Here is a 17,314-nt window from a genome sequence, read left to right on the forward strand (position 1 = left end):
CGCGCATCGAGACCCAGCAACACGCAGCGACTCGCTCCGGTCAGTCGGCCGCGACCGGCTTCGGGTCGTCGCTCTTGCTCTCGGGCGACGGCGGGCGGCGGAGCGAGACCTCCGACCACGTCACCGTGCCGATGATCGACAGGATCGACAGGATCGAGACCGACAGGAACACCTTGTCCATCGAGTCCGCGAAGCCGCGCTTGATCGGCTCCGACAACTCCTTCGGGAGCTTCTCGATGACGGAGGTGTCCTTCATCGTCGCCCCGGCGCCGCCGCCGGCACCGGGGTCCTCCGCCGCGGTGATCAACGAGTGACCGAAGGCCGCCACCTGCGGATCATGGCTGGTAGCCGCCTGCTGGACGGCCGCGGTGAACTCAGGAGTGCCCGACGCGTCTTTGAGCTGATCGGCGATGTTGGGGCCCATCGTCGAGAACAGCAGCGAGAAGAAGACCGCGACGCCGAGCGTGCCGCCGATCTGCCGGAAGAAGGTCGCGGTGCCGGTCGCCATACCGGTGTCGCGGACCGGCAGGATGCTCTGCATCGCCAGCATGAGCGGCTGCATCAGGTTGCCGAGGCCGAAACCGAGTCCGGCCGCCGCCAGCATCACGAGATACAGCTGGGTCTGCGTGTCGACGAAGTGCAGCAGGAACGACATCGTCGTGATCAGGATGGAGCCGATGATCGGAAACACCTTGTATCGCCCGGTACGCGAGATCAGCTGGCCGGCCATGATGGAACCGATCATCATGCCGGCCACCATCGGCAGCATCTGCAGACCGGCGACCATCGGGCTCGAGCCACGGAGCACCTGGAAGTACTGGGGCAGCATCGAGATACCGCCGAACATGACCGCACCGACGATGAGGGAGACGAGGATGCCCTGTGCGAAGACCCGGTTCTTGAAGACGCGGAGCGGGATGATCGCCTCGTCGCCCATCTTGTTCTCGATCACAATGAACGCGGCGATACCCGCGGCGCCGATCAGGTAACAGATGACGCTGTTCAGCGACGTCCAGCCCCAGTCACGGCCCTGTTCGGCGACGATCAGCAGCGGCGCGACGGCCACCGCGACAGCGGTAGCGCCCCAGTAGTCGGTGCGGTGTCCGGTCAGCTTCTGCTGCGGGTAGTTCAGCACCTTGTAGACGACCACCAGCGCGATGAGGCCGATCGGCACGTTCACCAGGAACACCCAGCGCCAACCGGAGACGCCCAGGATCGAGTTCGCGCCGGCGAGGAAACCGCCGAGCACCGGGCCGAGCACGCTGGACGTGCCGAAGACCGCCAGGAAGTAACCCTGGTACTTGGCGCGTTCCAGCGGTGCGACGATATCGGCGATCGTGGTGATCGCCAGCGTGAACAGACCGCCCGCGCCGAGACCCTGGAGCGCACGGAAGCCGGCCAGCTCGTACATCGACGTCGACATGCTGCACAGGAGCGACCCGATGATGAAGATCGTGATCGCGAGCAGGAAGAACTGCTTGCGTCCGTAGATGTCCGACAGCTTGCCGTAGAGCGGCGTCACGATCGTCGAGGTCACCAGGTAAGCGGTGGTGACCCACGCCTGCAGGTCGTATCCGTGCAGGTCGTCGGCGATGGTGCGGATCGCCGTCGACACGATCGTCTGGTCGAGCGCGGCGAGGAACATGCCGATCATGAGTCCGCTCATGATCGTGAGGACCTGACGATGCGTCAGGTTCCGGCCGGGGAAGTCCGCGGCGGCAGTTGGTGAACTCATCAATCAGCTTTCGTGGTGCAGGGGAAGATTCGGGTTTCGACCGCGTCGACGAACCGGCCGAGGAGGCGGACGAATATCTCGAACTCCTCCGCGGACCAGTCCTCCACGGTTTCGCCGACGAGTCGTCGTCTCGACTCGGCGATCTCGCAGACCTTCTCCCGGCCGTCGTCGGTGAGGACCAGCTGCGACGCACGCCCGTCTTCGGGGTGCGCCTCGCGCCGGACGAATCCTTCCTTCACCAACTGCGCGACGTGCCGACTGGTGGTCGAGGGGTCTGTCACCAGCCGATCGGCGAGGTCGCGCGAGCGCATCGGGCCGTTCCGCAGGACGAAGAGCGCTCGGTACGCGGCGGTCTCGAGTGAGCCATTGCGTCCGTTCCAGATTCCGGTGTGCAGCGCCCGATCCCTGAGCCGCGTGTATCGGCTGAGGGCGACGAACATCTCGTCGAGCTGTTCGGGCGTCGCTTTCACTCTCATCCCTCTTCGTTGCAGTCTGCAATCAACTAATTGCGCTCTGCAAGTATGAGAGGTGCCGGCTCCCGGCCGCAACTGAGAAATTTCGGCATAAATGGACGTACGTCCCGCGCCCGGCGAACCCCACCGCGCCCGCTGTGAAAGCGGACGAGAAATCTACCGCCGCACCAGATCCGACAGCGCGGCCAGCAGACGATCGACATCGTCCGACGACGTCCCGAGACCGAAGCTGGCCCGGACCGCACCGTCGGGGTAGCCCAGCTTCCGCAGCAGCGGATGCGCGCAGAACTTGCCGTCGCGCACGCCGATCCCCCGCGTCACCGACAGATATTCGGCGACACTGCGCGGGGAATGGTTCTCCACGGTGAAGCCGGCGATACCGACGCGGTCGGCCGCATCGTCGAAGCCCCGCAGCGGATGCACGCCGGGCAGCAGCGCCAACCCCTCGTCGAGACGCTGCTGCAACCGGTGCTCGTGATAGCCGATCTCCTCGAAACCGATGTCCTGCAGGGCCTGCGCCGCCGCTGCGAGCGCCACCACCCCCAGCGTGTTGGGAGATCCGGCTTCGTGACGAGCGGCACCGGTGTGCCACGCGACTCCGCCGTCGAGGTCGACGTCGGCGGTGGCGCCGCCGCCGGCCAGGTACGGTTCCGCCGCATCGAGCCAGTCGCCGCGGCCCACCAGCACGCCCGCACCGAACGGCGCGTACAGCTTGTGGCCGGAGAAGACGAGGTAGTCGATGCCCCAGGACGCGATCGAGACGGCGCGGTGCGGGACCAGTTGCGCGGCGTCCACCAGAATGCGCGCGCCGTGCCGATGCGCCGCCGCGGCCAGCCGTCCGATCGGCAGCACCTCGCCGGTCACGTTCGACGCACCGGTGATCGCGAGCAACGCGGCGGGCGCGGCAGCGAGTTCTGCTTCGAGCCGCCCCACCGTCTCTTCGACGGTGCGGGCCGCCGGCACCACGCGAGCGCGGCCCGTCCGGGTCCAGGGCAGCAGGTTGGCGTGGTGCTCGATGTCGAGCACCACCACGTCGCCGGGGGTGACGTGCGCGGCGAGATTGACGGCGTCGGTGGTGTTGCGCGTGAACACCACCGTGTCGTCGCTTCGACCGCCGACGAACCGCCGGACGGTCTCCCGAGCCTGTTCGTATCGCGCTGTCGTGACCTGAGAGAGATGGCCCGCGCCCCGATGCACGCTCGCATACTCGGTCAACGCGCCGGAGAGCCGTTCCGCGACAGACACGAGAGCCGGGGCCGATGCCGCGTAGTCGAGGTTCGCGTAGACGGTCTCGCCCCCTGCGGTGGTCGGCACCGTGGTGTCGGCACCGACCACCGGCGCGAGGGGACGAATGGGTGCCGGGCACACGGCCCGGTCGAGGATTGCGGTCATGACACGACTCCAGTAGATCTCCGCACTTGCCGGACGTCGGTCGACGCCGGCCGGGTCGTCACCTGGAGCACCCCACCGCGGTGGAGGGTTGCCGACCGGCCAGCCAGGGCTTCGCACCGGTTCTCGTGACCCGCCGTCAAGGATGCCGGTACGCGTCATTCGCGGAAAGCATTAAAACCACGGCGGGTGTAATCACCGGCGGATCCGCAGTTAGCGTGGTTTCAACATCCCTGTTCAGAAAGGCCTCCCGTGGTTCATCCGTCCGACCCGCAGTATCCGAGCGGCGCTCCCGGCCGGCCCCTGCCACAACCGCCCCTGACACAACCGCCACAGCCGTCGCCGTACGGGCCGCCCCACCGGTACGGACCCGCGCAGCCGCCGTACGCACCGAACCCCTTCCCGCCCGGCCCGTGGCCGCAGCAGCCGCCGGTGAAGGGTCCGAAGCCGATGTTCTTCGGCATCGTGGCGGTGACCGCACTGGTGGTCGCCGGACTGACGACGCTGCTGATCCTCGCCCCCTGGGACTCCGACAGCGACACCGGTGCGGCGCCGGAGACCACGCGGACGTTCGCGCTCAAGGGCGGGACGTCCGTGGAGGTCCGGGTGCCCGCCGGCTGGACCGCCGTCACCGACACCAACGACGGCGCGCCCGTCGTGGTGCTGCGGGCCGCCGACGACGACCGGGTGCTGTCGCAGATGTCCGACGACCTCACCTCGCTCGGCGAATCCGGCTCGGGGACCCCGGTACACACGGTGGTGGTGTTCGCCGACAGTTGCTCCGGAACCGCCTCCGTCGGCGAGTGGAAGACCAAGAGCCGTGACGACTCCGCGAACGGCCACACCGAGCAGTGGCTGTACGCGACCTCGAGCGTCGACGGTCGCACCTGCGTCAACATGTCGGGTGCCGACGCGGGCGCCGACCCCGTCTCCGCCGGATCCGCGGGCCGCGACCTCCTCAAGCGGTTGATCAGGGAGAAGCGCATCACAGCAACGAAGTCCGTCTAGCTCTCGCGGGTAACCTGGCCAGGTGCCTGCCGGTCTGTCGTTTCTGCTGTCGAACACCGATCTCAACGCCCGCGGATTCGGAGTGCGCGCCGCGTTCGGCTCCGTGGCGCAGGCGCGAGAGGCCCTCGCCGCCGGCACCGTCGACTTCGTCGGCGGCGCCCTCGGCTTCGACACCGGCGGTCCCGCATCATTGATCGCCCCCGAACGGGTCGACTTCTCCCCCGCAGCCACTCCCGCGACGGTCGACGGCTCGGTGGTCGCGGAGGTCTCGGTGACCCCGGACTCGGTGCACCGCGAGCGAGTCGTCCGCGCACTCGACGCCATCGCGTCGGGCGCCGCCGAGAAGGTGGTCGTGGCTCGCAGCCTGGGCGCGTCGCTCACCCGGGCCGTCGAGCCTGCCGAACTGATCGGCCGATTCACGGCCACTGCCGGCGGGTCGACGGTGTTCGCCGCCGATCTGAGCGCAGCGCCGGGACACGACGGCAACTGGCTGATCGGCGCGAGTCCGGAACTCCTGCTCCGCAAACGCGGTTCCATCCTCCAATGCGTTCCCTACGCGGGGTCGGCCCCGAAGTTCGACGCCGGAGGCCGTCCCGTTCCGAACGCCGCCGAGGAACTCAGCCGTTCGGCGAAGGACTTGCGCGAGCACGCGTACGTCGTCGACTATCTGCGCGACCTGCTCCAACCGCTGTGCAGCCGTATCGCCATCCCCGACCGGCCGCAGACCATCTCCACCAACCACGTCTGGCATCTGGCGACGCCGATCACCGGAGAGCTGGCCGATCCGACGATCACGGCGCTGGAACTGGCGGCGCTGCTCTCCCCGACGCCCGCCGTCTGCGGGACACCGACCGAAGCCGCGGCGCGGATCATCGAGGAGGTCGAAGGACCGCGGGAGTTCTACGCCGGAACCGTCGGCTGGTGCGACGCCGCCGGCGACGGGGAATGGGTGGTCTCGATCCGGTGTCTCGAGCTCGACTCGTCACGCACGAGGGTCAGCGCCTGGGCCGGAGGCGGCATCGTCGCCGGCTCCGACCCCGACGCCGAGGTGGCCGAGACTACCGCGAAGTTCCAGACGGTGCTCAGTGCACTGGCCGACGCGGACCGCCCGGTGCGTGCCGACGCCTGAGCTCAGCCCAGCGCCGCGTCCAGATCGCGCAGCAGATCGTCCGCGCTCTCCAGACCCACCGACAGCCGGACCATCGAGTCGGTGAGACCGATCGCCGCACGGCCGTCGGGCCCCATCGCCCGGTGGGTGGTGGTGGCCGGATGCGTGATGAGGCTCTTGGCGTCACCGAGGTTGTTGGAGATGTCGATGATCTGCAGTCCGTTGAGCACTTCGAAGGCCCGCTCCTTGCCGGAAAGACCCGGCCGGTCGGCGAGTTCGAACGTGATGACCGTTCCCCCGCCGGACATCTGCGAGCGCGCCAGCTCGTACTGCGGGTGCGACGACAGGAAGGGATAGATCGCCTTGGCCACCCGGGGATCGGCGTCGAGGAATTCGGCGACTCGCAGCGCGGTGGCGACCGACTGGTCGAGGCGCAGCTTCATCGTCTCGAGGCCCTTGAGCATCACCCACGCGTTGAACGGACTGAGCGCCGGACCGGTGTGACGCATCAGTTCCCGCACCGGGCCGTCGATGAACTCCTGCGTGCCGAGCACCGCACCGCCCATCACCCGGCCCTGGCCGTCGATGTGCTTGGTTCCCGAATACACGATGACGTCGGCGCCCATGTCCAGACCGCGCTGCAGCAGCGGGGTCGCGAAGACGTTGTCGAGCACCACCGTCGCGCCGGCCGCGTGCGCCATCTGCGACACCTTGCGGACATCGACCAGCGTCTGCATCGGATTCGACGGCGTCTCGAAGAACACCGCGTCCGTCGGCTCGGCGAGGGCCCGCTCCCACTGGTCGAGGTCTTCTCCGTCGACGAAGACCGTCTCGACGCCCCAGGACGGGAGGATCTCGTTGCAGATCACGAAGCAGGAACCGAAGAGGCTGCGCGCCGCGACGAGGCGGCTGCCCTTCTTCAGCAGCGCACCCAGTGCCACGAACACCGCGGCCATGCCGCTCGCCGTCGCGAAGCAGGCCTGCGTCCCCTCGATCTGGCGGAGCCGCTCCTGAAACATCGCGACGGTCGGATTCCCGTAGCGGGTGTAGACGAAACGCTGTTCTTCGCCGGTGAAGGCGCGTTCGGCCGCCTCGGCCGACTCGTAGACGTATCCGCTGTTGAGGTAGAGCGCTTCGGAGGTCTCGAAGAAGCCGGAGCGAAGGATCCCACCGCGCACGGCGACGGTCTCTGGAGAAACCCAGTCGGGCAGCTCTCGGCTCATTTCACAGACTCCTTCATGACTGTCGCCAGGGCAGCGACGCGGCGCGCCAACCGGCCCCGCCACGGTGCCCGTCGGCGTCGATCGGGCCTTCGAACCCGTCGAGAATGTTGTACGCCTGCCCGAATCCGGCGGCGACCGCGGCCTCCGCGGCACCGATGGACCGATGGCCCGAGCGGCACAGGAACAGCAGTTCGTCGTCCGGCTCCACGCCGGCCTCGCGCAGTTGGTCGACGAAGCGCGGATTGGGCGCACCGTTCGGGTAGTCGATCCACTCGACGAACAGCGTGCGCTTGCCGAGCGATTCGGTGTCCGGCACTCCGACGAAGTTCCATTCCGCTTGCGTGCGGCAGTCGATGAGGACTGCCTTCGGATTCTCCGCGAGCCGCTGCCATGCCTGCTCACACGTCACGTCGCCGCTGTAAGTCATCGGTTGCACACCTTCCACTCACCGTTCTCCCGGATCAGCCGCAGCGAGGTCGTCTGTTCGTCGTCCGCGGTGTTCTCGCGGTTCCAATGCGCTTTCACGGTGGCGCTGTCGCCGGTGACTTCCACGTCCATGTTCGGCACGACGATCTTGCCCTTGGCCTCGTTCTCGGCGCGGTTCTGCTCCGCGAACTGGACCGACTTCGGGAAGTCGGCGGCGTCCACATCGGCCTGACAGAACGAGCCGACGTACTGGTCGTAGTTGAGCGTGCCCATCGCGCTGTACATGTCGTTGACCGTGTGCTGCACCTGAGCGGAGTCGCTGAGCCGTTCCTCCGGCGGATTCACCAGAGCGGCGATCAGGACCCACGCCAGCAGCACCACCACGAGCGCACCGGCCAGAATCATCGGGAGCGCCGCTTTCCACGACCGCGGCTGGTCGTCCTCCGGGAGGTCGTGAGACGCCGGCTGGTCTTCGTTCATGACAGCCGAGTGTATCGGCCCATGTCCAGGGACTTTCAACCGTGCCGTCCGGCAACGGGCCACCTTCACCGGGCGCGATTCGTCAATAGTTTTCGGCACCCGATCTTCGACTGAGGTATACCTCACATCGAAATTTTGGCGGCGACCTCACAAGACATAACGTAGAGGTATCCCTGTCCAACCAGCTGAGGAAGCACCTGGAAATGAGTGACAACAGCCGCCCGTTGCGGGTCGCGATCGTCGGTGCCGGGCCGGCCGGCATCTACTGCGCCGATGCACTGATGAAGTCCGACACCGCGTCCGAGCGCGGCGTGAGCATCGATCTCTACGAGCGCATGCCCGCCCCGTTCGGTCTCATCCGGTACGGCGTCGCACCCGATCACCCGCGCATCAAGGGCATCATCAACGCTCTGCACAAGGTGCTCGACAAGCCCCAGGTCCGCCTGCTCGGCAACATCGACTACGGCACCGACATCACCCTCGCCGACCTGCGCAAGCACTACGACGCCGTCGTCTTCTCCACGGGCGCCACCGACGACCGCGCTCTGCAGATCCCGGGCGTCGACCTCGAGCGCAGCTACGGCGCCGGCGAGTTCGTGGCCTGGTACGACGGCCACCCGGACTTCTCCCGCGAATGGCCGCTGGAGGAGGAGAAGGTCGCCGTGATCGGTGTCGGGAACGTGGCCCTCGACGTGGCCCGCGTTCTTGCCAAGACGGGCGACGAGCTGCTCCCGACCGAGATCCCGGACAACGTCTACCAGGGGCTCAAGGCCAACAAGGCGGTGGAGGTGCACGTCTTCGGACGCCGCGGCCCCGCCCAGGCCAAGTTCACTCCGCTGGAGCTCAAGGAACTCGACCACTCGCCGAACATCGAGGTCATCGTCGATCCCGAGGACATCGAGTACGACGAGGGATCGGCCGTCGCGCGCCGCTCCAGCAAGATCACCGACCAGGTCGCGACGATCATCGAGAACTACGCGATCCGCGAGCCCAAGCAGGGTGCGATCCACAAGCTCTTCCTGCACTTCTTCGAGAACCCGACGGAGATCCTCGGCGAGGACGGCAAGGTGGTCGGACTCCGCACCGAGCGCACCGAGCTCGACGGAACCGGCAACGTCAAGGGCACCGGCAAGACCCGCGATTGGGACGTCACCGCCGTCTACCGGGCGGTCGGCTATCTGTCGGACAATCTGCCGGAGATCCCGTTCGACGACCAGGCGGGCGTGATCCCCAACGAGGCCGGCCGGATCTTCGACGACGGCAAGCACCTCACCGGCCTGTACACCACCGGCTGGATCAAGCGCGGTCCGGTCGGCCTCATCGGCCACACCAAGGGCGACGCGAACGAGACGGTCGAGTGCATCCTCGAGGACATGCGCAACGGGGTCCTCAACGAGGTCGAGGACGCCTCCGAGGCCTCCGTCGTGGATCTGCTCGAATCTCGCGGCATCCCGTTCACCACCTGGGACGGCTGGTACCGGCTCGACGAGCACGAGCGCAAGCTCGGCGAAGCGCAGGGCCGCGACCGCGTCAAGGTCGTCGAGCGCGAGGACATGCTCGCCGCCTCCGAACCCCACAAGGTGAACCGGGGCTGACGGCCGCGCTGCCCAGTCCCAGGCTGGTTGAGCAAGCGCAACCCCGGCTGCCTGCTCGACCCGACTCCCCCAGGCTGCCTGCTCGACCCGACTCCCCCAGGCTGGTTGAGCAAGCGCAGCCCCCCAGGCTGGTTGAGCAAGCGCAGCCCCCCAGGCTGGTTGAGCAAGCGCAGCCCCCCAGGCTGGTTGAGCGAGCGCAACCCCCAGGCTGGTTGAGCGAGTCGAAACCACCGTCACCCACCACACCCGAAAACCGAAGGGAGGGCGACCGATCCCGGTCGCCCTCCCTTCGCGTCTGCGACGTCAGTTCACCGCCGTCGCCGGTCTCTACGAGCCGTTGCCGACGGTGGTGGACTTGTCCTTCGGCTGCGCTCGACGCACGTTCTGCCAGAACCCGACGTTGTTCATCGGGTTCTCGACTTGCTGCCCGATGGTGTAGCCGGAGATCGACGCGGGCCAGCAGCCCTTCCATGTGGTGTCGAAGGCGACGAAGGTCTTGCCCGGCTTCAGCTCACCGAGCTTGTTGGTGATCTTGCCGTCCTTGTCCTTCGTCTGCGGAACCCACTTGCTGGCACCGCCGAACTCGGTCACCGTCACACCGGTCATGGTCGAGCCGCCGATGTTCGTGACGCCCATCCAGCGATGCATCTGCCAGACGGGACCGTCGGACCAATTCGGACCCCACAGTTTGAAGGTGCAGGAGATCCCGCCGATGATCTGGAGGTCGCCGGGGGTGCCGGCGTGCGCCTGCGGAACCGCAGCCAGAGAACCCGCGCCGATCGCGCCGGCGGCAGCTACCGCCGCCGCCATCCGTGTCAGGGACTTCTTCATGTCAAGAGCCTTTCGTGTCGTCGGTCGGTAGGTCGACTGGTCCCACCCTTACTCGTGTATCGGGGCTCGCACAGACCTTTGTTACCCAATCGTTCAGGAGACGCACAGGATTGAGACCATCGCCAGACCTGCCCCGGGCCGGGTTCGGCGCCATGACTTAGGTAAGGTATGCCTTTGTGAAAAAGGTGATCGGGGCCGTCGTTCTGGTGGTCGCCATAGGCATCGCGTTCGTCGCATCGATCGCGATCGGCACACGCGACGTGCCGCCGGGTGAGGTCCTGAACGCACTGCTGCACGGATCGAGCAGTCCCGACGGGCTCGGAGTTCTGGTCCACAGCAGGCTGATCCGCACGGTGCTCGGTCTCGTGGTGGGACTGGCGATCGGCGCGGCCGGCGCACTCGCGCAAGGGCATACGCGCAATCCGCTCGCCGACCCCGGTCTGCTCGGGATCAACGCGGGCGCTGCCTGCGCGGTGGTCACCGGGGTCTTCGTCTTCGGTACCTCCGGCCCTCTGGCCAACACCGTCCTGGCGCTGGCGGGCGCGTTCGTCGCCGCGGCGGCGGTGTTCGGGCTGTCGACGGTCACCGGATCGTCGCCGCTGACACTCGTGCTGGCCGGAGCCGGGCTCAGCGCGTGTCTCACGGCGGTGTCCTCCGCACTCGTCCTCTCGGACGGCGCCACCCTCGACACCTGGCGGTTCTGGAACGTCGGAGCCGTCTCGGGCCGCGGCGCCGACGTGCTGTGGACCACGCTGCCCTTCATCGTGGTGGGACTGGTTCTCGCCTTCGCGGGCGGATGGTTCCTCAACCTGATGAGCCTCGGCGACGACATGGCGACGGCATTGGGCGGTCGCGTCGGTCTCATCCGGGTCACCGGCATCATCGGCATCGCGCTCCTCGCCGGGGCCGCGACCGCCGCGTGCGGGCCGATCGTGTTCCTCGGGCTGATCGTTCCCCATATCGCTCGCGCGTTCACCGGGCCCGACTACCGCTGGATCGTCCCCTACTCGGCACTCGCCGGCGCACTTCTGATCCTGGTCTGCGATGTCATCGGCCGGGTCATCGCCCGGCCGGGCGAGGCACAGGTGAGCGTGGTGCTGGCGTTGATCGGCGGGCCGATGCTCATGATCATGGTCCGACGCAGGAGGCTCCCGACCGTATGACCGCCACCGTTCGCCCGCCCATCACGATCGGCGTCGGCAGCGCCCGATGGGTCGTCCGCCGCAGACTCGCGGCCTGCTCCCTCGCCGGCGCCCTGCTCGCGCTGGTCCTCTTCCTGATCGGGCTGTCGGTGGGGTTCACCACGCCCGTCGATGTGGCGCGCATTCTGCTCGGCGGCGGCCGCGTCGCCGAGAACATCGTCATCTTCGACGACATGCTGCCGCGTGTGCTCGTGGCGGCGCTGGCCGGCTTCGGCCTCGGTCTCGCCGGTTGCCTCACACAGGTGATCACCCGCAACCCGCTCGCCGTCCCGGACATGCTGGGCATCACCACCGGCGCGAGTGCCGGTGCCGTACTTGCCCTGACCTCGGCGAGCACCGGATTCGGCGGCTTCTTCGCGAACCTCGGCGTGCCGCTGTCGGCGCTGATCGGCGGCCTCGCGACCGCGGCGCTGATGTACGTGCTGGCCTGGACCAAGGGCCAGGTGGTCACCAGCACACTGCGCCTCATCCTCATCGGTGTCGGGATGACCTGGATGATGCAGGCCGCGGTCGGATACCTGATGTCACGTGCGGACCTGCACGACGCCGCGAGCGCGCAGACGTGGATCATCGGCTCGCTGGCGAATACCGGCTGGAGTTCGGTGCCGCCGGTGGCGGTGGCCGCGGCCATCGGAATCGTCTGGACCGCGATCATCGCGCGCACGCTCGCCGTCAGCGGCCTCGGGCCCGACGTGGCCCGTGCGCTCGGCGTACGTCTCGGCGTCGTCACCTACGGAACGCTGCTCACCGCCGTGGTGGTCGCGTCGCTCGCGGTGTCGGCGGCCGGGCCCATCGCCTTCGTGGGCCTGGCCGCGCCGCAGATCGCCGTCCGCCTGGCCCGCAGTTCTCAACCCACGCCGGTGTTCTCGGGCGTGGTCGGGGCGTGCATCGTCCTGGCCGCCGACATCGTGTGCCGCACGGTCCTGCCCGACGGTCTGCCGGTGGGCGTGGTCACCGCGGCGGTCGGCGGACCGTTCCTCGTCTTCATGATCGTGCAGGCGGCACGCAAGTCCTCGGTGTAGCGGATCGTCGGTGCCGGCGGATCAGCTCATACCCGGCGGGATCCGCCCGGGTCGAGGGGGCGGGGGTCCGGCCGGTCGCTGGCCACCGGGCCCCACCGGTCCGCGCGGTCCCGGCTGCGCCATCGGTCCAGGACGCTGCGGAGGTCCCTGAGGCATCGGAGGTCGGGGCATCGGGGGCGCCTCGCGCCGAATCGGGCGCTCCGGAACCCGGATCGCCTGAGTTCCCGCCTCCATCGCCTCGGTATCGGTCTCGTCGGCCGGCGACGGCGCGGTCTGCGGAATCGGCTTGATCTCGGTCGGCGTCTCCGCGTCGTGGTCCGCGCGCAGAGGCGTCACCAGTCCCGCTGCGCGCGTGGCCTTCTCGCGCGCGATCTCAATCGTGGGTGCGGTCGCCACCGCCACCCCCATCCGCCGGCGCGCGTAGCTCTCGGGCTTACCGAACAGGCGCAGATCCACGTCGGGATCGGCGAGGGCGTCGGCGACGCCTGCGAATCCGATGGCCGTGTCCTCGTGCTCGCCGTAAATCACCGCCGAGGCGCCGGGCGCACGGGCAATCGTGTTCACCGGCAGTCCGAGGACGGCTCGAGCGTGGAGTTCGAACTCCGACAGGCGCTGCGTGGCCATGGTGACCAGACCGGTGTCGTGCGGGCGCGGGCTCACCTCCGAGAAGTAGACCTCGTCGCCTTTGATGAAGAGTTCGACGCCGAACACTCCCCTGCCGGTGGCGACCCCGTCGCCCATCGCGGTCGCGATCCGGGCCGCGATCGAACGCGCTATGTCGTAGGCGGCCGGGCTCATCGGCTGCGGCTGCCAACTCTCGACGTAGTCTCCGTCCACCTGGCGGTGGCCGATCGGATCGCAGAAGTACGTGGCCAGTCGCCCGGTGGCCGGGTCGACGGCGCGGACCGTGAGAAGAGTGATCTCGTAGTCGAATTCGACGAACCCCTCGACGATCACGCGGTCGTTGTTGACTCGGGCTCCGGTCCGGGCCGCCTCCCACGCCGCGTCGACGTCCTCGGGGCCGCGAAGGACCGACTGCCCCTTGCCCGACGACGACATCACCGGCTTCACCACACACGGGAATCCGATGCTCCCGGCCGCCGCGCGCATCTCCTCGAGCGATCCCGCGAAAAGGTACGGGGACGTCGGCAGGCCGAGTTCTTCGTCGGCCAGCCGCCGGATGCGCTCGCGATTGAGAGTCGCGGAGACGGCCTTCGCACTCGGGATCACTTCGGCGATCGACTCGGCTTCCACTCGCTCCAGGGCTTCGGTTGCGATGGCCTCGATCTCCGGGAGCACGTAGTGCGGGCGATGTTTGTCGATCACCGCGCGCACTTGGTCCGGATCCATCATGTCGATCACCTCGGCGTGGTGCGCCACCTGGTGCGCCGGGGCGTCGGCGTAGCGATCAACGGCGATCACTTCGACGCCGAACCGCTGCAGCGCGATCGTGACCTCCTTGCCGAGTTCGCCCGAGCCGAGCAGCAACACCTTCACCGCGGTCGGACTCAGCGGAGTTCCGATCACCTTTGCAACCATGCCCCGGATTCTACGGGTGCACAGCTCCGGAGACGGTCGGCGCTCGCTCGGCCGAATGACCTCGTGAGCGGGCGGTGCACCGAACGCACACGTTCTACGCTGGGGGTATGACCGAGTGGCGTGCACCTCGTGCGGCCGCCGGGGTCAAGGAGCACTGGAGCCTGCTGGCGGCAGCGCAGCAGGATCGGCTCGTAATACCGAACGACTGCAACCCAGATCATCGTGCCGTCGGAGGAACTTCATTCACTGCTGCCGAGTTCCGCTGAGGCCGCTGGCCGCATGCTCCCGGGCCGGGTGTGTCCGGTCAGGCGGCCAGGAGTGTGTCGAGGTAGTTCTCGATCCGGGATTCGCCCGGTTCGGGCGGCGGCTGGGGTTGGTGGTCCGGGAGGAGTTCGGCGTGGTGGATCTGGTTGATCCGCCATCCGGGCGGTCTTGTCCCGCCGCGGCTGGTTATGCCGCTGGGTCGCCAGGCGATGCGGCCGGCGTGGGGTCCGTCGATGAGGATGGTGGTCTGCCATTGGCCGGGGCGGGGGCCGACGGAGCGGTTGTGGCGTCCGCATGCGGCGCCGAGGTGGTCGATGTCGGTGGGGCCGCCGTCGGCCCAGTCGGGGAAGTGATGGGCTTGGGTGCGGGTGAACGGGGCGTCGCAGCCGGGGGCGGTGCAGCCGCGGTCGCGGGCGAAGAGCATCAACCGCTGTGCCCGCGACGCGAGCCGACGACCTCGTCCGAGGTAGAGGGCTTGCCCGGTGTGGGCGGAGAAGACGGCCAGGTGCGGGGTTGCGGTGGCGGCGACTTCGATCAACTCCGCCACCGGCAGCCGGGTCCCGGTCGCGGTCAACGCCACCCCGGCGCGCTCGGCCAACTCGTGGTCGGTGATGGTGATGACCAGATCACCCGACCGCCGACCACCCCCAACGCCAGTGTGGGAGGTGCGCAGCAGCGCTTGCAGACCGTCGTGGGTGCGTTGCGCGGGTGTGCGGGTATCGCGTTCGACGGCGGCGGCGAGGGCGGCCGGGTCGGCCGATTCGACGGTCCCGGATGGGGAGTCGGGGTCGTCGGGGTTGTTCATTCCCGGTGCGGCCCACGACGGCAGTGCGGCTTCCATTTCCGCGCGCAGGGCCGGGGTGAGGTAGCCGCGGACTTTGCTCATCAGCCGCAGATCCTGGGGCAGGATCGTGAAGCCGCGCAGGCGTTTGCGGTCGCGTTCGTCGGTGACGGTTCCGTCCGGGTCCAGGTGCGCGAGCAGTCGGATGCCGGCGGTGCGGACACCGGCCGGACTCAACTCACGCGCGACCCACGCCAACTGCACCTCAGCCCGCGCCCGGGTGCCGGCGTCGATAGCGGTGGGAATCTTGTCCATGACCGCGTCGATCTCCCGGATGTGGTCGGCGCCGATCGCACCCTCGCCCACCGCGACCGCGGTCGCCGGCAGCACCGGTGGGCGGGTTTGGCCTTGTAGGTCGGTGAATCGTCCGATCCCGGCGGCGCTGACGCGTCGGCGGCGGGCGGCACCGTCACCGAGCCGCAACCCCTGCGCCAAATACTGGTGCACCGACAGGTACCCGGCTTTGCGATACACGGCCCGGTCGGAGACCTCCACCAACACCGCGGCGTCGACACCGTCGAGACGACGATGAGTACGTTCCAATGTCTCGACGGTTTCCAGCAGGGTGTCTTCGGTCACCGCGGACAGTGGCAGGGACGCGAACTTGGTTGCCGCAGCCTCCAATAGGCGGGCGAGAGCAGCCGGATCGTCCGGCAGCAGCACCTCCGACGCGACCATCGAACCCACCCCCTTCGACCTGCACAGTGTCCGAGAACACTCCTTCTGTGCTTCTATGTTCGGACTCTACCGCCGACCTCTGACAAAACCTCTGGCACAGCCCGCCGAAGCGCCTCGGCGAATCTCACCGCCGACGCCGGCGTCAATCGTGCGTAGCTGACGACGACCCCGTCCACCGACTGCTTGTCTGCCAACGGGTAGTCGGAGACGGCGCGCACCAGCCATCCCGATCGTTCCAGTCGATCACGCACCTGGGCTCCCGGAACGCGGTCGATCACGATCGTCGCGTGCAGCCCGGCGTCGACGCCGATGATCGGCATCTCGGGACAGCGCTCAATCACCGCCGCCGACAACGCATTTCGTCGATCACGATAGATACGGGCGACCTTCGCCAGATGCGTCGCGAGGTGGCCGCGGGAGATGAACTCCGCGAGGGTGCCCGCCACCGGCTCCGCCACCGACCACGCACGCCCGGCGTACCTCCGCCCTACGGCGTCGGACAGCACGCCCGGCGGCACCGTCCACGCAACCGCCAACCCGACGGTGAGCGTCTTCGACGCTGTGCCCACATACCCCACGAATTCGCGCGCACCGGGAAGTGCCTGCAGAGCGGGCAGCGGCGGAACGTCGTACCGGAACTCGCCGTCGTAGTCGTCCTCGATGATCACCGAGCCGGTCCGGCGCGCCCACTCCACCAATCGCGCGCGTCGATCCACCGACATCCTGTGGCCGAGCGGATACTGGTGCGCAGGCGTCGTGTACACCAGGCAGCGATCGTCCGGAAGCCGGCCGACACACACGCCGTCCGCGTCCACCTCCACCGGTTCCACCGAGAAACCGGCGCGCGCGAGTTCCCGCTGCGCCTCCGCGTATCCGGGCGCTTCGACGAAGGCGCGCCGAATCCCCGACTCCCACGCCGCCTCGCCGAGCAGTGCGAACCCACATGACGATCCGGGAGTCAGCAGGATCTCTTCGGCGTGCACCCCTCGATGCCTGCGCAGGTGCTCCCCCAGTGCGGCCGTCAGAGCCGTCGTCCCGGCCGTCGACGGCTCGGGCGTCCACGTCGCCGCCCGCACGCAGCTGCGCCACCGACGCGCGTCGATCAGCGAACCGTCCGGCACCCCGGGCCGCAGATCTCCGATGATCCGCGGAACCGCACCCTCCCCACGCACGACGACGGGCGCCGATTCCTCCGTCACATGCGATCTCGCACCGAGCCGTACCGCCGCGCGCGCACCGGCACGCACTCGTGTGCCCGCACCGGGGATCCCGTCGAGGAAGCCGGCCGCGATCAGTTCGTCGTAGCAACCGGTCACCACCGATCGCGAGCAGCTCAGTTGCCGGGCCAGCACTCGGGTGGACGGCAGCCAGTCGCCCTCGGCGAGCCGGCCGTCGACGATTGCGGCGAGGAGTTCATCCACCAAGCGTCTGCTCCGCACCGGCGTGGGCAGACTGATCGGCAGATGGAGGTCCCGGGGAGTCCGCGCCACGACGTCACCT

At 68.4% G+C, this 17,314-nt stretch carries 15 protein-coding genes and 1 riboswitch; of the genes, 5 read left to right on the plus strand and 10 right to left on the minus strand.

Features of this window, described 5'->3' with window-relative positions; translation table 11 throughout:
* Nucleotides 1-40: 40 nt before the first annotated feature.
* The 3 genes from P5P27_RS16495 to P5P27_RS16505 all read right to left on the minus strand — a co-directional run bounded on the left by P5P27_RS16495 (nucleotide 41) and on the right by P5P27_RS16505 (nucleotide 3,600).
* Nucleotides 41-1,735: an MDR family MFS transporter gene (locus tag P5P27_RS16495; RefSeq protein ID WP_006896161.1), complete on the minus strand. Its 1,695-nt coding sequence runs from the start codon at nucleotides 1,733-1,735 to the stop codon at nucleotides 41-43.
* Complete coding sequence (locus P5P27_RS16500; RefSeq protein WP_062366082.1) at nucleotides 1,735-2,211, minus strand: MarR family winged helix-turn-helix transcriptional regulator; 477 nt, start codon at nucleotides 2,209-2,211, stop codon at nucleotides 1,735-1,737. Before P5P27_RS16500 ends, P5P27_RS16495 begins: the two co-directional genes overlap by 1 nt.
* Before the next feature lie 153 nt (nucleotides 2,212-2,364).
* The gene (locus tag P5P27_RS16505; protein WP_278125067.1) at nucleotides 2,365-3,600 is read right to left on the minus strand and encodes an aminotransferase class V-fold PLP-dependent enzyme; all 1,236 of its coding nucleotides are present in this window, start codon (nucleotides 3,598-3,600) and stop codon (nucleotides 2,365-2,367) included.
* A gap of 17 nt (nucleotides 3,601-3,617) precedes the next feature.
* Nucleotides 3,618-3,731: riboswitch (SAM riboswitch) on the minus strand.
* 298 nt (nucleotides 3,732-4,029) lie between these two features.
* Here P5P27_RS16505 and P5P27_RS16510 point away from each other — a divergent pair.
* Together P5P27_RS16510 and P5P27_RS16515 are read left to right on the plus strand one after the other, a co-directional pair.
* A complete protein-coding gene (locus P5P27_RS16510) occupies nucleotides 4,030-4,605 on the plus strand; it encodes a hypothetical protein (protein WP_278125069.1) in 576 nt (191 codons plus the stop codon).
* A gap of 22 nt (nucleotides 4,606-4,627) precedes the next feature.
* The gene (locus P5P27_RS16515) at nucleotides 4,628-5,734 is read left to right on the plus strand and encodes an isochorismate synthase (protein ID WP_278125071.1); all 1,107 of its coding nucleotides are present in this window, start codon (nucleotides 4,628-4,630) and stop codon (nucleotides 5,732-5,734) included.
* A gap of 2 nt (nucleotides 5,735-5,736) precedes the next feature.
* Here P5P27_RS16515 and P5P27_RS16520 read toward each other — a convergent pair whose 3' ends face one another.
* Genes P5P27_RS16520 through P5P27_RS16530 form a run of 3 tightly spaced genes read right to left on the minus strand, consistent with a single transcriptional unit; the run spans nucleotide 5,737 to nucleotide 7,842 of the window.
* On the minus strand, nucleotides 5,737-6,936 hold the full coding sequence (locus P5P27_RS16520) for an O-succinylhomoserine sulfhydrylase (RefSeq protein WP_278125072.1): 1,200 nt from the start codon (nucleotides 6,934-6,936) through the stop codon (nucleotides 5,737-5,739).
* Nucleotides 6,937-6,949: 13 nt separating this feature from the next.
* Nucleotides 6,950-7,363, minus strand: coding sequence for a rhodanese-like domain-containing protein (locus P5P27_RS16525; RefSeq protein WP_006896154.1), 414 nt, complete (start codon nucleotides 7,361-7,363; stop codon nucleotides 6,950-6,952).
* The gene (locus P5P27_RS16530) at nucleotides 7,360-7,842 is read right to left on the minus strand and encodes an Rv0361 family membrane protein (RefSeq protein ID WP_045538260.1); all 483 of its coding nucleotides are present in this window, start codon (nucleotides 7,840-7,842) and stop codon (nucleotides 7,360-7,362) included. Before P5P27_RS16530 ends, P5P27_RS16525 begins: the two co-directional genes overlap by 4 nt.
* Before the next feature lie 203 nt (nucleotides 7,843-8,045).
* Between P5P27_RS16530 and P5P27_RS16535 the strand changes: the two genes are divergently transcribed.
* Entirely contained in the window at nucleotides 8,046-9,437 is a 1,392-nt protein-coding gene (locus tag P5P27_RS16535; protein WP_278125074.1) for an FAD-dependent oxidoreductase, read from the plus strand.
* A gap of 327 nt (nucleotides 9,438-9,764) precedes the next feature.
* On the opposite strand, the gene P5P27_RS16540 is transcribed toward P5P27_RS16535, so the two are convergent.
* On the minus strand, nucleotides 9,765-10,268 hold the full coding sequence (locus tag P5P27_RS16540) for a hypothetical protein (RefSeq protein ID WP_006896151.1): 504 nt from the start codon (nucleotides 10,266-10,268) through the stop codon (nucleotides 9,765-9,767).
* A gap of 176 nt (nucleotides 10,269-10,444) precedes the next feature.
* On the opposite strand from P5P27_RS16540, the gene P5P27_RS16545 reads away from it, so the two are divergent.
* Nucleotides 10,445-11,431 carry a FecCD family ABC transporter permease gene (locus tag P5P27_RS16545; RefSeq protein WP_006896150.1) on the plus strand — a complete coding sequence of 329 codons (987 nt, stop codon included), beginning with the start codon at nucleotides 10,445-10,447 and terminating at the stop codon, nucleotides 11,429-11,431.
* The gene (locus P5P27_RS16550; protein WP_222111716.1) at nucleotides 11,428-12,492 is read left to right on the plus strand and encodes a FecCD family ABC transporter permease; all 1,065 of its coding nucleotides are present in this window, start codon (nucleotides 11,428-11,430) and stop codon (nucleotides 12,490-12,492) included. Before P5P27_RS16545 ends, P5P27_RS16550 begins: the two co-directional genes overlap by 4 nt.
* A gap of 21 nt (nucleotides 12,493-12,513) precedes the next feature.
* Here P5P27_RS16550 and purT read toward each other — a convergent pair whose 3' ends face one another.
* From purT to P5P27_RS16565, 3 genes are all read right to left on the minus strand, one after another.
* Entirely contained in the window at nucleotides 12,514-14,031 is a 1,518-nt protein-coding gene (gene purT, locus P5P27_RS16555) for a formate-dependent phosphoribosylglycinamide formyltransferase (protein WP_278125078.1), read from the minus strand.
* 304 nt (nucleotides 14,032-14,335) lie between these two features.
* A complete protein-coding gene (locus P5P27_RS16560) occupies nucleotides 14,336-15,814 on the minus strand; it encodes an HNH endonuclease signature motif containing protein (RefSeq protein WP_278125080.1) in 1,479 nt (492 codons plus the stop codon).
* Between the two features lie 53 nt (nucleotides 15,815-15,867).
* Nucleotides 15,868-17,304, minus strand: coding sequence for an aminotransferase-like domain-containing protein (locus tag P5P27_RS16565; RefSeq protein WP_278125082.1), 1,437 nt, complete (start codon nucleotides 17,302-17,304; stop codon nucleotides 15,868-15,870).
* Between the last annotated feature and the right edge of the window lie 10 nt (nucleotides 17,305-17,314).

Origin of the sequence: Gordonia sihwensis, from assembly GCF_029632925.1 — a bacterium.
In the GTDB taxonomy this organism is placed as follows: domain Bacteria; phylum Actinomycetota; class Actinomycetes; order Mycobacteriales; family Mycobacteriaceae; genus Gordonia; species Gordonia sihwensis.